At 72.5% G+C, this 14,878-nt stretch carries 15 protein-coding genes; 6 read left to right on the forward strand and 9 right to left on the reverse strand.

The window, feature by feature from the left end:
* Window positions 1-132: 132 nt before the first annotated feature.
* Both ACIPSJ_RS14365 and ACIPSJ_RS14370 read left to right on the forward strand, forming a co-directional pair.
* The gene (locus tag ACIPSJ_RS14365; protein WP_401345799.1) at window positions 133-810 is read left to right on the forward strand and encodes a FadR/GntR family transcriptional regulator; all 678 of its coding nucleotides are present in this window, start codon (window positions 133-135) and stop codon (window positions 808-810) included.
* A 124-nt stretch (window positions 811-934) separates the two neighbouring features.
* The gene (locus ACIPSJ_RS14370) at window positions 935-1,597 is read left to right on the forward strand and encodes an NADPH-dependent F420 reductase (RefSeq protein ID WP_401345801.1); all 663 of its coding nucleotides are present in this window, start codon (window positions 935-937) and stop codon (window positions 1,595-1,597) included.
* A 532-nt stretch (window positions 1,598-2,129) separates the two neighbouring features.
* Here ACIPSJ_RS14370 and ACIPSJ_RS14375 read toward each other — a convergent pair.
* The 3 genes from ACIPSJ_RS14375 to ACIPSJ_RS14385 all read right to left on the reverse strand — a co-directional run bounded on the left by ACIPSJ_RS14375 (window position 2,130) and on the right by ACIPSJ_RS14385 (window position 4,570).
* Window positions 2,130-2,807 carry a Crp/Fnr family transcriptional regulator gene (locus tag ACIPSJ_RS14375; RefSeq protein ID WP_401345803.1) on the reverse strand — a complete coding sequence of 226 codons (678 nt, stop codon included), beginning with the start codon at window positions 2,805-2,807 and terminating at the stop codon, window positions 2,130-2,132.
* Window positions 2,808-2,865: 58 nt separating this feature from the next.
* Window positions 2,866-3,426, reverse strand: coding sequence for a glycoside hydrolase family 25 protein (locus ACIPSJ_RS14380; protein ID WP_401345805.1), 561 nt, complete (start codon window positions 3,424-3,426; stop codon window positions 2,866-2,868).
* A 100-nt stretch (window positions 3,427-3,526) separates the two neighbouring features.
* Complete coding sequence (locus ACIPSJ_RS14385; RefSeq protein WP_401345807.1) at window positions 3,527-4,570, reverse strand: phosphatidylinositol-specific phospholipase C domain-containing protein; 1,044 nt, start codon at window positions 4,568-4,570, stop codon at window positions 3,527-3,529.
* A 211-nt stretch (window positions 4,571-4,781) separates the two neighbouring features.
* On the opposite strand from ACIPSJ_RS14385, the gene ACIPSJ_RS14390 reads away from it, so the two are divergent.
* Window positions 4,782-5,681 carry a PfkB family carbohydrate kinase gene (locus ACIPSJ_RS14390; RefSeq protein ID WP_401345809.1) on the forward strand — a complete coding sequence of 300 codons (900 nt, stop codon included), beginning with the start codon at window positions 4,782-4,784 and terminating at the stop codon, window positions 5,679-5,681.
* Window positions 5,682-6,055: 374 nt separating this feature from the next.
* On the opposite strand, the gene ACIPSJ_RS14395 is transcribed toward ACIPSJ_RS14390, so the two are convergent.
* The 5 genes from ACIPSJ_RS14395 to ACIPSJ_RS14415 are packed head-to-tail and all read right to left on the reverse strand — an operon-like array spanning window position 6,056 to window position 10,282.
* Complete coding sequence (locus tag ACIPSJ_RS14395) at window positions 6,056-6,706, reverse strand: VWA domain-containing protein (protein ID WP_393667425.1); 651 nt, start codon at window positions 6,704-6,706, stop codon at window positions 6,056-6,058.
* A gap of 14 nt (window positions 6,707-6,720) precedes the next feature.
* Window positions 6,721-7,827, reverse strand: a complete 1,107-nt coding sequence (locus ACIPSJ_RS14400) for a hypothetical protein (protein ID WP_401345811.1) — start codon at window positions 7,825-7,827, stop codon at window positions 6,721-6,723.
* The gene (locus tag ACIPSJ_RS14405) at window positions 7,824-9,038 is read right to left on the reverse strand and encodes a protein phosphatase 2C domain-containing protein (RefSeq protein ID WP_401345813.1); all 1,215 of its coding nucleotides are present in this window, start codon (window positions 9,036-9,038) and stop codon (window positions 7,824-7,826) included. Before ACIPSJ_RS14405 ends, ACIPSJ_RS14400 begins: the two co-directional genes overlap by 4 nt.
* Window positions 9,035-9,451 (reverse strand): hypothetical protein, encoded by a 417-nt coding sequence (locus ACIPSJ_RS14410; protein ID WP_401345815.1) that lies wholly within the window; start codon window positions 9,449-9,451, stop codon window positions 9,035-9,037. Before ACIPSJ_RS14410 ends, ACIPSJ_RS14405 begins: the two co-directional genes overlap by 4 nt.
* A 9-nt stretch (window positions 9,452-9,460) precedes the next feature.
* Entirely contained in the window at window positions 9,461-10,282 is an 822-nt protein-coding gene (locus ACIPSJ_RS14415; protein WP_401345817.1) for a hypothetical protein, read from the reverse strand.
* Window positions 10,283-10,455: 173 nt separating this feature from the next.
* Here ACIPSJ_RS14415 and ACIPSJ_RS14420 point away from each other — a divergent pair, with 173 nt between their 5' ends.
* The 3 genes from ACIPSJ_RS14420 to ACIPSJ_RS14430 all read left to right on the forward strand — a co-directional run bounded on the left by ACIPSJ_RS14420 (window position 10,456) and on the right by ACIPSJ_RS14430 (window position 13,927).
* Entirely contained in the window at window positions 10,456-11,190 is a 735-nt protein-coding gene (locus ACIPSJ_RS14420; RefSeq protein WP_359218727.1) for a Crp/Fnr family transcriptional regulator, read from the forward strand.
* A gap of 80 nt (window positions 11,191-11,270) precedes the next feature.
* A complete protein-coding gene (locus tag ACIPSJ_RS14425; protein WP_401345819.1) occupies window positions 11,271-13,679 on the forward strand; it encodes a hypothetical protein in 2,409 nt (802 codons plus the stop codon).
* A gap of 32 nt (window positions 13,680-13,711) precedes the next feature.
* Window positions 13,712-13,927, forward strand: coding sequence for a hypothetical protein (locus ACIPSJ_RS14430; RefSeq protein WP_401345821.1), 216 nt, complete (start codon window positions 13,712-13,714; stop codon window positions 13,925-13,927).
* A 55-nt stretch (window positions 13,928-13,982) separates the two neighbouring features.
* On the opposite strand, the gene ACIPSJ_RS14435 is transcribed toward ACIPSJ_RS14430, so the two are convergent.
* Window positions 13,983-14,777: an FHA domain-containing protein gene (locus ACIPSJ_RS14435; protein WP_359218733.1), complete on the reverse strand. Its 795-nt coding sequence runs from the start codon at window positions 14,775-14,777 to the stop codon at window positions 13,983-13,985.
* Between the last annotated feature and the right edge of the window lie 101 nt (window positions 14,778-14,878).

Genomic DNA, 14,878 nt, shown 5'->3' on the forward strand with positions numbered 1-14,878 from the left:
AGGCCCCGCCGCGGCAGCCGAGAAGAAGACCGCGGAACGTCATGACGGGTACGCTAGCGAGTCCTCAGGTCCTCAGACAAGTGAGAATCCCTGTGAACCGGTCCGGCCCCCGAACGTAGTTGGTGACACCGCATGCCGCTTGGCCCCGTCCGCCCGAGCCCCCTGGTCGAACAGGCCGCCGCCCGGCTGCGCGAGCAGATCACCGGCGGTACCTGGCCCGTCGGCACCCGGCTGCCCGGCGAGACCACCCTGGCGAAGGAACTCGGCGTGGGCCGCTCCACCGTCCGCGAGGCGCTGCGGGCGCTCGCGGGCGCCGGACTGGTGCGGCCCCGGCAGGGCTCGGGGGTCTTCGTCATCGCCACCGAGCCCGCCGAGGACTGGCCGACGCGGCTGCGCCGGGCCGCGGTGACCGATGTGTACGAGGTCCGGACGGCCGTCGAGGTGCACGCGGCCCGGCTCGCCGCGGAACGCCGTACGGCGGAGGACGTCACGGCGATCGAGGCGGCACTGGCGGGCCGCCGGGCGGCGGGGGCGGCGGCCGACCCCGCCTTCGTCGACGCCGACATCGCCTTCCACGCGGCGGTGGTCGCGGCCGCCCACAACCCCGTCCTCGCCGACCTGTTCACCGAGTTCACCCCGGTGCTCCGCGAGGGCCTGATCGAACTCCTCGCCCTGACCGGCCTGCGCACCACCGACCCGGACACCGGGGACGCGGCCCACGAGGCACTCGTCCGGGCGCTGGCGGCCGGGGACGCGGAGGGCGCGGCGGAGGTGCTGAGGGCGGAACTGGCGGACCCGTTCGCCGGCTAGCCGGGGTTTTCCGCGCGGGGCCTCACCCGATCGCCGCGCCCGCGGAATAGGTCCCGCGCCCCCGGGGTTGTCGCCGCACAGCGGACGAATGCATGCATGTGCAACGACTCTCGGAAGGCATGTCATGAAGATCGGCATCATCGGGGCGGGCAACATCGGCGGCAACCTCACGCGGCGGCTCACCGCCCTCGGACACGACGTGTCCGTGGCGAACTCGCGGGGCCCCGAGACGCTGGCCGCGCTGGCCGAGGAGACCGGGGCGACGGCGGTACGGGCCGAGGAGGCGGCGCGGGACGCGGCGGTCGTGGTCGTCACGGTCCCGCTGAAGGCGGTCCCGGACCTGCCGTCCGGCCTCCTGGACGGGGCCGCGCCGGACGTCGCGGTGATCGACACCGGCAACTACTACCCCCGTGAGCGGGACGGCCGGATCGGCGGGATCGAGGACGAGGGCGTCGCGGAGAGCCGCTGGACCGAGCGGCAGATCGGCCACGGCGTGATCAAGGCCTTCAACGGCACCTACGCCCAGGACATCCTGGACCGCGGCCGCCCCGCCGGCGACCCCGACCGCCAGGCCGTCCCGGTCTCCGGCGACGACGAGGCCGCCAAGCGGGTCGTCCGGGCCCTGATCGACGAACTCGGCTTCGACACCGTCGACAACGGCGGCATCGACGACTCCTGGCGCCAGCAGCCGGGGACGCCGGTGTACGGCCTGCGCGCGGACACGGAGGGCGTACGGAAGGCGCTCGCGGAGGCGTCCCCGGAACGCCCGGAGAACTTCCGGGGCTGACCGCCCCCGCCCCCTCCCCTCTCCGCCGGGATCGGCTCCCTGTGCGCCAGATGGCGTAGACATCCACGTCCCCGGCAGGTTCCATCCACGTATGCGCGGGGCGCACCACGACCCGCGCCGGCGCCGTCCTGACTCCCCGCGGGCCCGGGGGACCGCCACGTGCGAGAGCGACATCGGGGGACGCTCCCGGCACGGGCAGTCCGCGGGGGCGACCGGTGGCGGGACCGATCTGGGGAGCCCGGTCCCGCCACCACCGCCGCGCGCGGAACTCCGGGGCGGGGGGCCGACTCGGTCCGCACTTGTCGGTCAGCTGCCGGGCGTCCGCTTCGCCAGTTGGTCTGCGGGCGTGGAATTCCTGGGCGGGGCCGACTGGGTCCGCCCGTGTCCGTCGGCTGCCAGGTGCCTGCTTGGCCGGCCGGTGTCCGCGTGCGGACCTCCTGGTCGGAGGCCGACCCTGGTCCGCCCCCGTCCGCCAGTAGGTCTGCGGGCGCGGAACTTCCGGTCGGGGGCGCATCCGGTCGGTACTCGTCCGTCAGTCGTTGGAGGTCTGCTCGGCCAGGCGGTCCGGTGCTCGTATCGCCAGGGACTGGCGGCCGGTGACGATCCAGCCCTGCGCTCGCCACTGTTCGAGGACCCGGCTGACGGTTCGTCGGGAGGTCAGCAGGAGGCCGGCCAGGTCGTCCTGGGAGAGGCTGAGGCCGAGGCGGCGGCCGGGGCCGTGCGGTTCCGGGAGGCCGCACCGGTCGACGAGGTCGAGGAGGAGGGCGGCGAGGCGGGCGGGGACCGGTTCGGTGATGCCGGCGCGCTGGGCGTCGGCCTCGCGCAGCCGTCGTACCAGAGTCTGTTCCAGGGCCGCGGCGATGCCGGGGCGGGCACGGGCCAGGACGTGGAAGCGGCTGGCCGGGAGGTGCAGGAGCTCGGCGGCGGTGGCCGTGACCAGGGTGGCGGAACGGCGGCCGTTCTCCACCGCCGCCTGCTCGCCGAGGAGTTCGCCCGGACCGCGCAGCGCGAGCAGGGCGCGGTAACCGGCCTGCGACTGGGCGACGACCTTGACCCAGCCGTCCAGCAGCACCACCAGATGGTCGGAGCCCTCCCCCTGGGCCAGGAACTGCCGGTCGGCGGCGAGCGGCACCCGCGTCGCCGCCCGCAGCAGCGCCGCCCGGTCACCGGCGTCGAGGGCCACCCAGAAGGAGGCGGGGCTGCTCACCACGGTTCACAGTGTCGCCCGGGCACCCCGCCCCGAAACCTGCCGGACGGTCCCCCGGCGCTCAATCCTCCTTCTTCGCCCAGGACTTGAGAGCGTCCTCGTCGTCGAAGTCCGCCACGTTCTTGTCGTGCGGGTCGCTGGTGTACTGGTGGAAACGCCACTTGGCCTTGATGCGGGGGTGGCCGGCGCTGACGTAGTCGGCGATCCAGAGGCCGTCGCCGGCGTACGAGGTGGTGTCGATGTTCAGCCAGAAGTCGCGGTTGGTGTAGAGCACGACCCGGTGGTTCGGGCGGAGTTCCTTGACCTTGCGGATGAAGGTGTCCTTCTCGGCGTTGCTCGCGTGGGTGCCGTCGCCGGTGGTCTCCCAGTCGACGGCGAGGATCTCGCCGGCCTTCTCGGGGGCGTGTTTGACGAAGTACTCGGCCTGGGCGGTGAGGTTGCCGGGCCAGAGGAAGTGGTAGAAGCCGACGACCAGTCCGGCGTCGCGCCCGGTCTTGGTCTGCGCGGCCAGCCTGGGGTTGACGTACGAATGCCCCTCCGTCGCCTTGATGAAGACGAAGGAGAGGTCATCCGTGTCGTAACTGGAGGACTGGTACGCGCTCACGTCGATTCCGTGCAGCATGTGGGAGGCTCCCTGGGTGCCAGTGGGGTGACACGCGTTGCAGTTGCGTATTCCGTATTCCCCACCTTGGCACGGGAGATCCGCGCGGGCGCGGGATTTGTCAGCTTCGGCCCGCCACCTCGCCGAGCACGGCCGCCGACTTGGTCGACCAGTCGGAGGTGATGATGCTGGCGTGGTCGGCGGCGAGCAGCGCCAGCCGGGCCGCGACCTCGGCGTCGGTCGGGCCGGTGGAGGAGATCGCCGGTGACACTCCGGCGGCGTCCGTCATGATCAGGACGTAGTGGTTCGCGGAGTAGAACGACGTGTCGTAGGCGTTGTCGACATAGGTGGCCGCGTCGCCGTCGAAGAACACGAACCAGGGCCGGATGGAGGCGTCGTAGCGGCTGGTGCGCGGGTCGCCGGCGGCCGCGCCCAGCACGGCAGGGAAGGCCTGGGCCTCGGAGATCTTCCCGGCGGCGGACAGGTCCCGCAGGTGGTCGCCGTACTCCTGGTCGGTCCAGTAGTGGTCGAAGGGGTTGGCCTGTTCGACCGTGCCCGGGATCAGTTCGAAGACGAACTTGCCCTTGAGCTGGTCGCGGGTGGGCCAGGCGTCGGCCTTGGCGGCCGCGTCGAGCGTGGAGTACGAGGAGCCGAGCAGGTCGGCCGGCTTGTACACGCTGCTGCCGAGCTTCTGCGAGACGAGCGTGTCCAACTCGTCGGGGCCGAGGCCGACGTTGTTGTTGAAGCCGACCTTCAGCTCGACCTTGACGACGACGGGCGCGTGGTCCGGGTGCAGTTGCTCCCAGGCGGCCATGTTGTCGAGGCAGCTGCCGAGGTCCTGGTTGCGGTTCTGGCTGTACAACTCGCCCGGGGTGTCGGCGTGTTCGCAGTTGTTGTCGTTGCCCCAGGGATTGCTGTGGCTGACCCGCCACCGCTTGCTGATGCTGTCCGCGTACACGTCCAGCTCCAGCAGCGAGGCCCCGGAGTCCAGTGCCTGCGCCCAGTAGGTGTACTTGTCCTTCTCGTACGCGTTGTGCGTGCCGATGGTGGTGGTCGCGGAGAACTTCGCCGCGTCCGGGTCCGTGTCCGCGTGCGCGGCGGAGCCCGCCATCGCGAACAGGGCCCCGGCCGCCACGACCGCCGCCAGCCGTCTCCGTACCCGCATGACCCAACTCCCTCGGTTCGGTGGTGAGTTGGCGGCAGCGTACGAGCAGGCGGTTACTTATCGGTAGCCCCTGGGGACAGGCGGGCCACCCTCGCCGTGGCCGACTGTGTGTGGAGGACCCCGGACAGCAGCGCCACGGTGCTGACCCGGCCCGCTCCGAGGGCGGACATATGTCTCCTGGCCGGGGAAACGGGTTGCATACACTGGCCGCGTGGCGAGGACCGAGGGGCTCTTCGTGGGCCTGTGCACCCTGGACGTCATCCAGCTGGTGGACCATGTGCCCGGGCCGGACGAGAAACTGACGGCCCGTGAGCAGGTGGTCGCCGCGGGCGGACCCGCCACCGGGGCGGCCGTGGCCTTCGGCCGGCTCGGCGGCCGGCCCCATCTGCTCACCGGCATCGGCTCGCATCCGCTGGCCCTCGGCATCAGGGCGGACCTCGACGCGCTGGGGGTGCGCGTCACGGACCTGGCCGCCGGGCGCGCGGAGCCGCCCGCGGTGTCCTCGATCCTGGTCACCGCCTCGACCGGCGCACGCGCCGTCGCCTCGACCAACGCCGCCGGCTGGCGGCTGCGCCCCCCGACCGATCCGGACGACCTGAACGAGCTGGAGGAACTGGTCGCGTCCTGCGACATCGCCGAGTTCGACGGGCATCACCTGGAACTGGCCCTCGCCGTCGCGGCCGCCGCCCGCACCGCCGACCGGCCCACCGTCCTCGACGCGGGCAGCTGGAAGGACGGCACGGACCGGCTGCTGCGCTCCATCGACGTCGCCGTGTGCTCCGCGGACTTCCACCCGCCGGGCACCGCCACCCCCGCAGACACCCTGGAGTTCCTCAGGGACCACGGGGTGACCTGGACGGCCGTCACCGACGGCGGGGCGCCGATCGCCTGGGCGGGTCCCGGGGGCGGCGGCCTCGTCGACGTCCCCGGGACCCGGGTGGTGGACACCCTGGGCGCGGGGGACGTCCTGCACGGCGCCCTCACCCATCACCTGACCGCGCACGCCGCCCTCGACGGCCCGGCCTTCGCCGACGCCCTGGCACGAGCCGCGGCGGTGGCGTCCCGCGCGTGCGCCTCCTTCGGCACGCGGGCGTGGCTGACGGAGGGGTGACCGGCATCCGCCGGCCGGCCCTGCCCTCTACTGCCTGGTGAACGAGTTCCCTGTGGCAGTGGGGGTGGGAGTGGGACTGAAACCGAAACTGGGGATGGGACTGGGACTGGGACTGGGACTGGGTAGATCGGTGGGTGAGGACGAGGGCGAATGGTGCGGCGACGGCGCCCGCGAGGTGCGGGAGCGCCCGTGGGTCGGGGGCACGGTCCTCACCGGGTGCGAGTCGCCGCCGTCGCCCTTCGCGGCGGAGTCGAGGACATTGCCCGTCACCTCGATCGCGGCGCCGCAGGTGAGCAGCGCCACGGCCAGCGCGGTCAGTCCGACGGAGGCGCGCGGTGCCCAGGACGACGCGGCACGCGGGTCGACGTCCCTCATCAGTCGACGTATTCCTGGGCGACCTGGACGTACTCGAAGCCCTTGACGTCGGTGGCGATCTGCATCTGACCGGTCTTCGACGAGGCGATCAGGGTGTTGAGCAGACCGGTGATCGCCGCGCTCAGCGCCGACTCGGTGTCCGAACCGTCGGCGATGAACAGCGCCTTGGTCGCCACCTGCTCCAGCACGTCGCGCTTGGCGCCGCCGAAGCCGTAGGCGATCACGTGCGGATGACGCGGCCAGTCCCGGTCCACCAGCGTGCGGAAGGAGTTCTGCCAGCGCGCGTCGGTCGGCCCGCCGTCGGTCAGGAAGAAGACCGTCGGCCGCAACACGCTGAAGTGCTGCGCCCTCAGGTCGCTGACGTCCTGTTCGATGCATTCCCGTACCCGGTCGAAGGTCTTGCCGTACTCCGTGCGCCCGCCGCAGATCACCTCGGGCATGGCCGGCACCTGCTCCATGTCCGACATCGGGATCACCACGTGCACATCGGTGGAGAAGGCGACCACGCAGACCCGGGCGAACTCCGAGACGCGGGGATTGGTCGCCAGGTTGTAGTGGAGACGGGAGAGGGTCGCGTTGAGCACCGCCTCGTGCGGCTTCATCGACGAGGACGCGTCGATCACCACATAGGTGGGAAGGCAGAGTGACATGGTGCACCTCTGGGCTAGTGGTTGGAGGCGATGACGAGGAGCAGGATCACGGCCACGACGAGCACGACGATCCACACGTCGTGCGAGGTGGACGAGGGCTTCTCCACGGTGGGTGCCGTGGGCGCCGATGCCGCCTCGACGGGCGCCGGCTTGTGTTTCCTCACGGCCGTGGCGGCGCCGGCGGGGGGCAGCGGAGGCAGCGCGGTGCGCGTCGGACGCGGCACGGTCCTGAGATAGGGCCCGCTGTTCAGCGCCTGGTGCAGCTGGGCGGCCGAGGGCCGTCGCTCGCGGTCTGCCGCGAGCAGCATGTCGAGCAGTACCTCGGAGACGGCGGGCTGGTTCTGCCAGTGCGACCCGGCGACGGTGTGGAAGACCCGCGCGTCGCGCTGGCCCGTCATGCTCTTCGCGACGAGCAGTCCGAGCCGGTAGCGGTCGGTGAACTCGTCCGCGTCGGTGCCCGGCGGGGTGAGCGGGTCGGCCCAGTTCGGCTGATGGATGTCGGGCATCTTCTTCGACTGGCAGCCGTCGACGTCGATGAGGTAGACGGAACGCCGGTCCGGGCTCCAGAAGGCGTTGGAGAACGACCAGTCCGAGTAGACCAGGCCCAGGCTCTCCAGGATCGCGGCGAGCTCCGTCAGCCGGCGGCAGGCGTCCAGCCTGCCCGCGAAGCCGGGGGACGGCAGCCCGATGCCCCGGATCGACTCGTCGGACTTCGCCAGCCAGTCGATCTCCACGAAGCGGCGCTCGCTGAACGCGCCGCGCCGCAGCTCGGCACGGTACTGCTCGGGCGCCATCGGGATCACGCAGCCGACGGCCGGGTTGCCGGGCCCGTGGATCCGGGCCGCGGGCCAGCAGGTCCCGGCGTACAGGGCCGCACGCTCCGCCTCGGGCAGCGTGCCCGGAGCCGCGATCAGCAGGTCGAGCCGGCGGGCGTCCTCCGGGTGCTGGTCCGGCCGGTAGAGCTTGGCCAGCCAGCCCGGATGGTCCTCCAGCGGTCGTACGGCGACGGCCTGGCCGTTGTGTTCGGAGATCGGCTCGGCCAACGGCCCGAGCTCGTCGACGCCCACGGCCCGCGGCAACTCCCAGCCTCGCGGATCGGCCAGGAGAGGGGGTTCGGTCATGCCCGGCCACCGTTCCACACCACGACGGCCGTACGGTCGTCGAGGCACTGCGGTGCGTCGAAGCCGACGTCGGCGGTGAACCGGGTGGCCGGCACCGGCGAGCGCCAGGCGTTCGCGAAGTAGGCGTTGACGTCGCCGGCCGGGTCCGCCCACGCGTCGCCGATCCCGTCCGTGACCAGGGCGAGGGCGGCGCCGGGGGCCAGCGAGACATAGTGGTCCCTGGCCAGTTGCGGGGTGTCCGGCAGCTGCCCGGCGACCTCGTTGGAGACGACCGTGGCCGCGCGGTCCTTGGTGTCGCCGGCGGATGTCCGCCACAGCGGGAGGCGCGGATCGAGTGTCCAGGCCGAACTGTCGCCGAGCCACGCGACCCAGGCCTCCGCGACGCCGTTCGCGTCCGGCTCCGCGAGCACCGCGGTGATCAGCACGGTGGCCACCTGCGAGGTGGCGACGCCGCGTCCGGCCGCGTGCGCGGCGACCGATTCCGCGATCCGTCCGTACAGTTCCTTCCCGTCGAGGCCGCCGAAGCCCCGCGTCTCGACCTGCTCGCGCAGCAGGGTGACGGCCTGGCTGGAGGCCGTGGTGGCCCCGGCGTCGGACCAGGCCGCGCTGGACAGGCCGTCGGCCACGGCGACGATCGCGTACCGGCTGTCCCGGCTCCGCCCGATCCGGTAGGAGTCCTGCCGCGGCTCGGCGGGCCGGGCGCAGCGGTGGCCGGGCCCGATGACGGAGGCCGCGCGGATGGCGAAGGCACCGACCGTGGCCTCGTCGGCGGCGATCCCGTTCTGTACGGTCCGCTCCGGCAGCAGCCAGGGATAGCCCTGGGCCCGGGCGCCCTCGCCGAAGCGGGGAACGCTCAGGTCGGTCGGCCGCTCGCGCAGGATCGGCCGGGGCCTCGGGGGCTGGGGCTGGGACCGGGGCTGCGGCGCCACCGGTCCCGTGACATAGCGGCAGATCGGAGCCGTCGTAGCGGACTGGGCCTCCTGTTCGAGCCGGTCCCGTTGCCGGGCGAGCGTCGCCACGGACTCGGATCCGAGTACGGCCGCGGCGCCGACGACCCCCACCGCCGCGAGGGCGAACACGTCCACGAACGGGCCGTACTGCCGATGCGGCGTGCCGACCTCGACGAAGGCCCCGATGACGACGGCCACGAGCAGCGCCGCCCGTACCCGTCCGTTCATCAGGCCGTCCCGCCGGCCCTCGTGCCGGCTCACGGCCGTTCCCGGGAATCGCGGGACTTCGGCCCGGCGGCGAAGTACTGGGTACCGTGCTGCACCGCGAACACCTCACCCGAATCGGTGGCGGAATTGACCTGGATCGCGATGTCCGGCCTGTCCCGTGTTCCCAGCGCGGCCAGGGCCCGGACGTCCTGGGCGAACTCCGGGTCCCGGTCGAGCAGTTGGGACAGGGCCTCGGTCCAGTAGCGCACGGACCCGGCGTCGACCGCTTCCCTCGCGGCGGTCGACTGCCGGTCCAGCGCCTCGGACAGCTCGTCGCGGCGGCCGCCGCGAGCCCGGGCGAGGATGCCGCTCATCAGCCGCTTCGCCTCCTGCCAGAGATCGGTGCCCACTGCGGTGACCAGAGCGGTGGCGCCGCTCGCGGCCAGCTCGGCGAGTTCCTCGTTCATCGGCGCGTATCAACCCCGGTCGTTGTGGCGGATGTACTGGTTGCCCCGGTGGACGGCGAAGGCCGTGCCGTTCCCGTCGGCCCGGACGAACTGCTCCGCGGTCCGCGGCCCGGGTTCCGAAGGCCGCTCGCCGGAACCGGGATCGGAGCCGGAGCCGGAGTCGGAGCCGGAGCCGGAGCCGGAGTCGGAGCCGGAGCTGGAACCGGAGTTGGAACCGGAGTCCCGGCCGGGATCGACCCGCGGTCCGACCGGGCTGCCGGGGTACCAGAGCCAGGCCCGCGCGGCGTACTCCTTGACCCGGACGTCCGCCGCGGTGAAGGCGTCGGCCTCCAGCCCCTCGTAGCCGTGCCCGACCGTCTCCTCGTAGAAGTGCCGCGAGAGGATCACGGCCACCGGGGTGCCACTGGTACCGGTCAGGGCCGCCTGCCGCAGCGGGGCCGAGTCGAGCAGCCGGGCCAGCGTCTCGAACGGGGCGCCGGAGACCGCGCCCTCCGGATCCACCAGGATCTCGCCCGCGTGCACCGCGGCCCGCACCCGCAGCCGGGCGTCCACGGGGGCCTGCCGGTTGTGCTCGCGGATCCGCGCACTCAACTCTGGGAGCAGCGGGACCAGCAGTCCGGCCTTGGGCAGCGCGGCCGGGGCGACGAGCTGGAAGCCGTCGCCGGTGTCGACGTACGTGAAGTCCCGCGCGTCCAGGCCCGCCACGTCGAGGGCGTCGGACAGCGCGGTGCGCAGGACTCGCCGGATCTCCTGCTGCCGTTGCTGGCCGCGGCCCGCGGAACCGACGATGTCGCAGGTCAGAAGGGCTCGGTAGGCGTACCTCGGATTCACAGTTCCTCCGCGATCACGACGGGGGCAGGCACTTCGACGGAGCGATGTGCCGACGTCCCGGTCATCCGATGTCGACAAGATGATGGACGCGACCGTAGAGGAGGGGTCCCCGGGTAGACCGGCTACTAATACGGCTTGTGCGGCTTCGGCGGCACGGGGAAGAGAGGTGGCCGATGAGCAACACACGGGTGCGCGGGGCCGTGGCCTACTGGCCGCCGGCCGGGCTGCTCGGCCGGGTCGACGAAGCCGACCGCGCGATCCTCATGGGACTCGGCCACGGCGTGGCCTACCCGACGGGTCAGATCACCATCCTGGAGGCCGACACCTCGGACTTCGCCCTGCTCCTGCTCGGCGGCATGGTCAAGGTGACCGCGCGGGCGCAGGACGGCCGTGAGGCGCTGCTGGCCGTGCGGATGGCCGGGGACCTGGTCGGGGAGTTCGCCGGGATCGACGGCCAGCCGCGCGTCGGCACCGTGACCGCCTGCGGCAGGGTGCTGGCCCGCCACATCCTCCGTTCCGAACTCCTGGAGTGCACGAAACAGCACCCCAGCATCGGACTCGCGCTCAGCGCGAGCGTGGTGGCCAAGCTGCGCACGGCGACCGGCCGGATCGTCGACTTCACCGGGTGTGACGTGCTCGGACGGCTGGCCAGGATCCTGCACCACCTGGCCGTCACCTACGGGCCTCCCGGCCGGAACGAAGCCCGTCTCCCGCTGTCCCAGCCGGAGATGGCCACCCTGGTCGGCGCCGCCGAGTCGTCGATCCACAAGGCCCTGCGGGCGCTGCGGGACTCGGGCGCGGTCGTGACCGGCTACCGCAGGGTCACGATCCTCGACCTGGAGCACCTCGCCCGGATCGCCGTCGCGGCCGGGCCCGCCGGATCGCCGGCGATCTCGCCGAACACGTAATAGCGCCGGGTTCGCAGGACGGGCCGGCGTCAGCATGGCCGAGTGCCGGGACCCGGGCGTTGGAGAGGACGGGGAAGCAGATGCCAGAGAACAACGGTGCTCCGGAGGCCGCCGGGGGGATCCGGGTGGGTGACGTCTCCGGAACGGTGGTCGTAGGCAGCAACAACACCGTGAGCATCGTGCAGGGGGCGCCGTTGCCGGACCCGGTCAAGCGCCGGCCGATCTCCCAGCTGCCGCGGTCCGCCGGCGAGCCGCTGATCGGCCGGGCACGGGACGTGGAGGTCCTGCGAGAGGCCGTCGGGACACGGCAGTTGGTGCAGGTCTGGGGCGCGTCCGGGGTCGGCAAGAGCGCGCTGCTGCGCCACCTCGCGCACGAGCTGCCCCGCGGACCCGAAGGCGCCGCCTACGTCGAGGCCGGCGGACGCACGGCCGACGACCTCGCCCAGGCGCTCTTCGACATCAGCTTCGACGCGCCGAACTACAAGCCGTCCCTGGAGGTGCTGAAAGAGCATCTGAAGACCCTGCGGCTGCGGATCTACCTGGACGACGCCGGACTCGACGAGAAGGACCTGCGCCGGCTCTTCGACATGGCCGAGCAGTCCACGTTCGTCTTCACCTCGCAGCAGCGGTCCGCCGTCGACGGCGTGCACGCGATCCGGCTCGACGGGCTGACGGCCCCGGCGGCGACCGAACTGGTGGAGGCGCTGCTTCCCCGCGCCCTGCGGCCGGACGAGGCGCGGATCGTCCCCGCGCTGTGCGACGCGGTGCACGGCAACCCGCTGAGGCTGCGGCGCATCGCCCTGTCGGCCGCGACCGGCAAGGGCCTGCCCGGCATCGCCGACCTCCCCGAGCTCCTTCCCGCGCTGCTCAACAGGCTCGGTCCGCAGGAACGCGACCTGCTGTACCTGCTCGGTTCGCTGTCCGGCGCCGAGCTGGCCGCCCGGCACCTGAACGAGCTGCTCGGCCTGCCGGACGCCGACGCGCTCGCCGGCGGTCTGGTGCGACACGGTCTGCTGCTCGCCTCGGAGACCGGCTACAGCTGTCCGCCGGACGTCGCCGAGTGTGTGCTGAACGTACGGAAGACGGTGTTCCCCGCCGATCGGCTCTGCCGGGTCCTCACCACGTGGGTCGAGGCGAAGGACACCACCCCGGACGACCTCGCGGCCCACTTCCAGGCACTGGACGCCGTGGTGCTGCGGGCGGAACGGAGCGGACACGCGCCGCTCGGCGCGGCGCTGGCCCGTGCCGCCTCGCCGAAGCTGGCGCTGTCCCGGCAGTTCGACGCCTGGGGCAGCCTGCTCGGAGCCGGTTGGTCGGCGGCGCGGAGCGCGGGGGACAAGGAGGGCGAGGAGTTCTTCCTGCACGAGGCCCGCACCCGCCGCAGAGCGCTCGGGCGGGCCGCGCAGACGACGGCCCTGGTGCTGGAGGCGGAGGTGCTGTGGCGGGAACTCGCCGCCCTGCACGCGCATTCGGCGGGTCAGCAGGCCGCCGGCGCGGCGTCGGCCGTCACACCGCCGGCCCATGCGGTCGCCCCGTCGGCCCATGCGGTCACCCCGACGGCCCATGCGGTCACCCCGACGCACGGCGTGGGCGGCACGCACGCCGTCACCCACTCGACCGTCCCCACGTCCGCGACTTCGGCCCCCGTGCACGCGTCCGCGCCGGCGCACGCGTCCGTGCCGGCGCACGCGGCGAGGCCGGTGATCGATCTGTCCCAGGCCTCCGCACAGCCGCAGGTCGCCGCCCATGCGACCGGCGTGCACGCGGCCGCACCGGTACCGCGGCGGATCGACCTCTCGGCGCACCCCTCCGTCACCCACTCGCCGCATGCCGCGGGCACCGCCCCGACCGCGACGAGCGCGGGCCACGCGGGGCTGTCCGCCGCCGGTGCGGCCGGTGCGGCCGGTGCCAAGGGCGGCATATCGGCACTCGCCCTCGCCTGCGCGCTCGGCGCCGTAGCCGTGCTGGGCGTGGGTGCCGCGGTCTACGCGAACGATCGGACGGACCCGTCGTCGGCCCTTCCGCCGCGCCCCGTCGTCGCATCGGTCCCGGTCGACAGCCCTTCGCCCACGCCCACGGTCGATCCGGTGTGCGCGACCGTGATCCCCGACCTGTCGTCAGAGACACAGCAGTTCAACACCGATGCGGCCATCGCGTCCGGTGCGGTCGACTCGTACAACAGCGACATGGACGCCTACAACGCGGGCGAGTCGTCCACCGTTCCCGACTCCAGCACCGTGCTCTCCGACGTCAGCACCGTCATCAGCGACCTGAACGCCATGGAGTCCACCTTGCAGGAGGCCGTCTCGCAGGCCCAGGACAGCTCCGTGCAGTCCGACCTCTACGACATGCTGACCGCCACTCAGCAGATCGAGGGCTTCTACACGTCGTACCAGAGCGATCCGGGAGGTTCCGTGGTCGACACGTCGAGCCAGGCCTCGGCGATGAACTCGGCCGCGGACAGCCTGCAGAACGACTGCGGCGCCTGACCCTCCCCGACACCGACCAGGAAAGGCCCACCATGCCCGCGGAATCCGCACACGGGGACATCCACACGGGGGATGTCTCCGGCACCTTCATCGTCGGCGACAACAACCAGGTGACGACCACGACGCACCACCCCGAACAGGAGCAGCAGCAGAACTCGGCCGAGGACCAGGCAGCCGTCTTCGCGGTCGAGCACGGCACCATGCACGTCACGTACAACGCCGGAACCGGGGGCGAGGCAGCAGGCTGAGAAACGCCGCGTGCCCCGGCCGAGGACCGGCCGGGGCACTTACCGTGCGTTCCGCTCAGTCCCTGACGACCAGCAACTCCAGGTCCTGGGCGGTCAGCGTCGCCGTCTTCAGCAGTTCCCTGATCAGGTTGACACTGAGCGTGGAGCCGACCGGCTCGCCGACCTCGTCGCGCAGCAGTCCGCGCACCCCCCGGCGGTGCAGCCGTTCGCGGACGTCCTCGACCGTGTTCGCGACCGACTTGTAGGTCCAGGACTTGGTCGCGTACGGGGAGGCGTTGACCAGACGGGCGGTGTCCTCCCAGGCCAGCGGGAGCGGGAAGGCGTCGTGGCCCTCCAGGTAGCGCCGGGCGAGCGCGGTGAGCACCAGCCGTTCCTGCGGGGAGAGTTCGTAGACCGTCTCGGGGTCCACGGTCTCCGCACCGCTCGTGGAGCGAGGATGCCGGTCGTCCTCGTCGACGACACGGACCTCCACCAGATGGGAGCGCTGCCTGGACGAGTTGATCACCAGCGGGGTGTACCCGGACTCCATGAGCCGCTTGTGGCCGGTGAGCATCAGCACCCCGTCGGGCAGCTCGATCGGCAGATTGCCGGTGTTGACCAGCCACCAGTCGCCGTCCGTCCCCGTGCAGGTGAACACGCCGTGGCGACGGCTGACGGTCGGGTCGTCGACGCCCACCGGCACGTGCACGTCCTCGCGGTCGCGCCCGAACAGCAGGGTGTACCGGCGCGGCGGTACGGCGTACCCGCCCTCCGTACCCAGGACGAAGATCGTTCCCGGCGGCGCCGAGGGCACCCTGTCGGAGGGGCTGCCCGGCGGCAGTATCTGGGGTGGGAAGTTTCCGTACGCCATGTCACATACCTCCGGCTCGGCTCGCGTCAGTGTAGGAACGCACCGCGGGGACCGGTCCTCCCGCGGACGTGTATGCCGGGCGGGGGGGCGAGGGCGATGGC

It is taken from the genome of Streptomyces sp. NPDC090088 (genome assembly GCF_044747345.1).
In the GTDB taxonomy this organism is placed as follows: Bacteria; Actinomycetota; Actinomycetes; order Streptomycetales; family Streptomycetaceae; genus Streptomyces.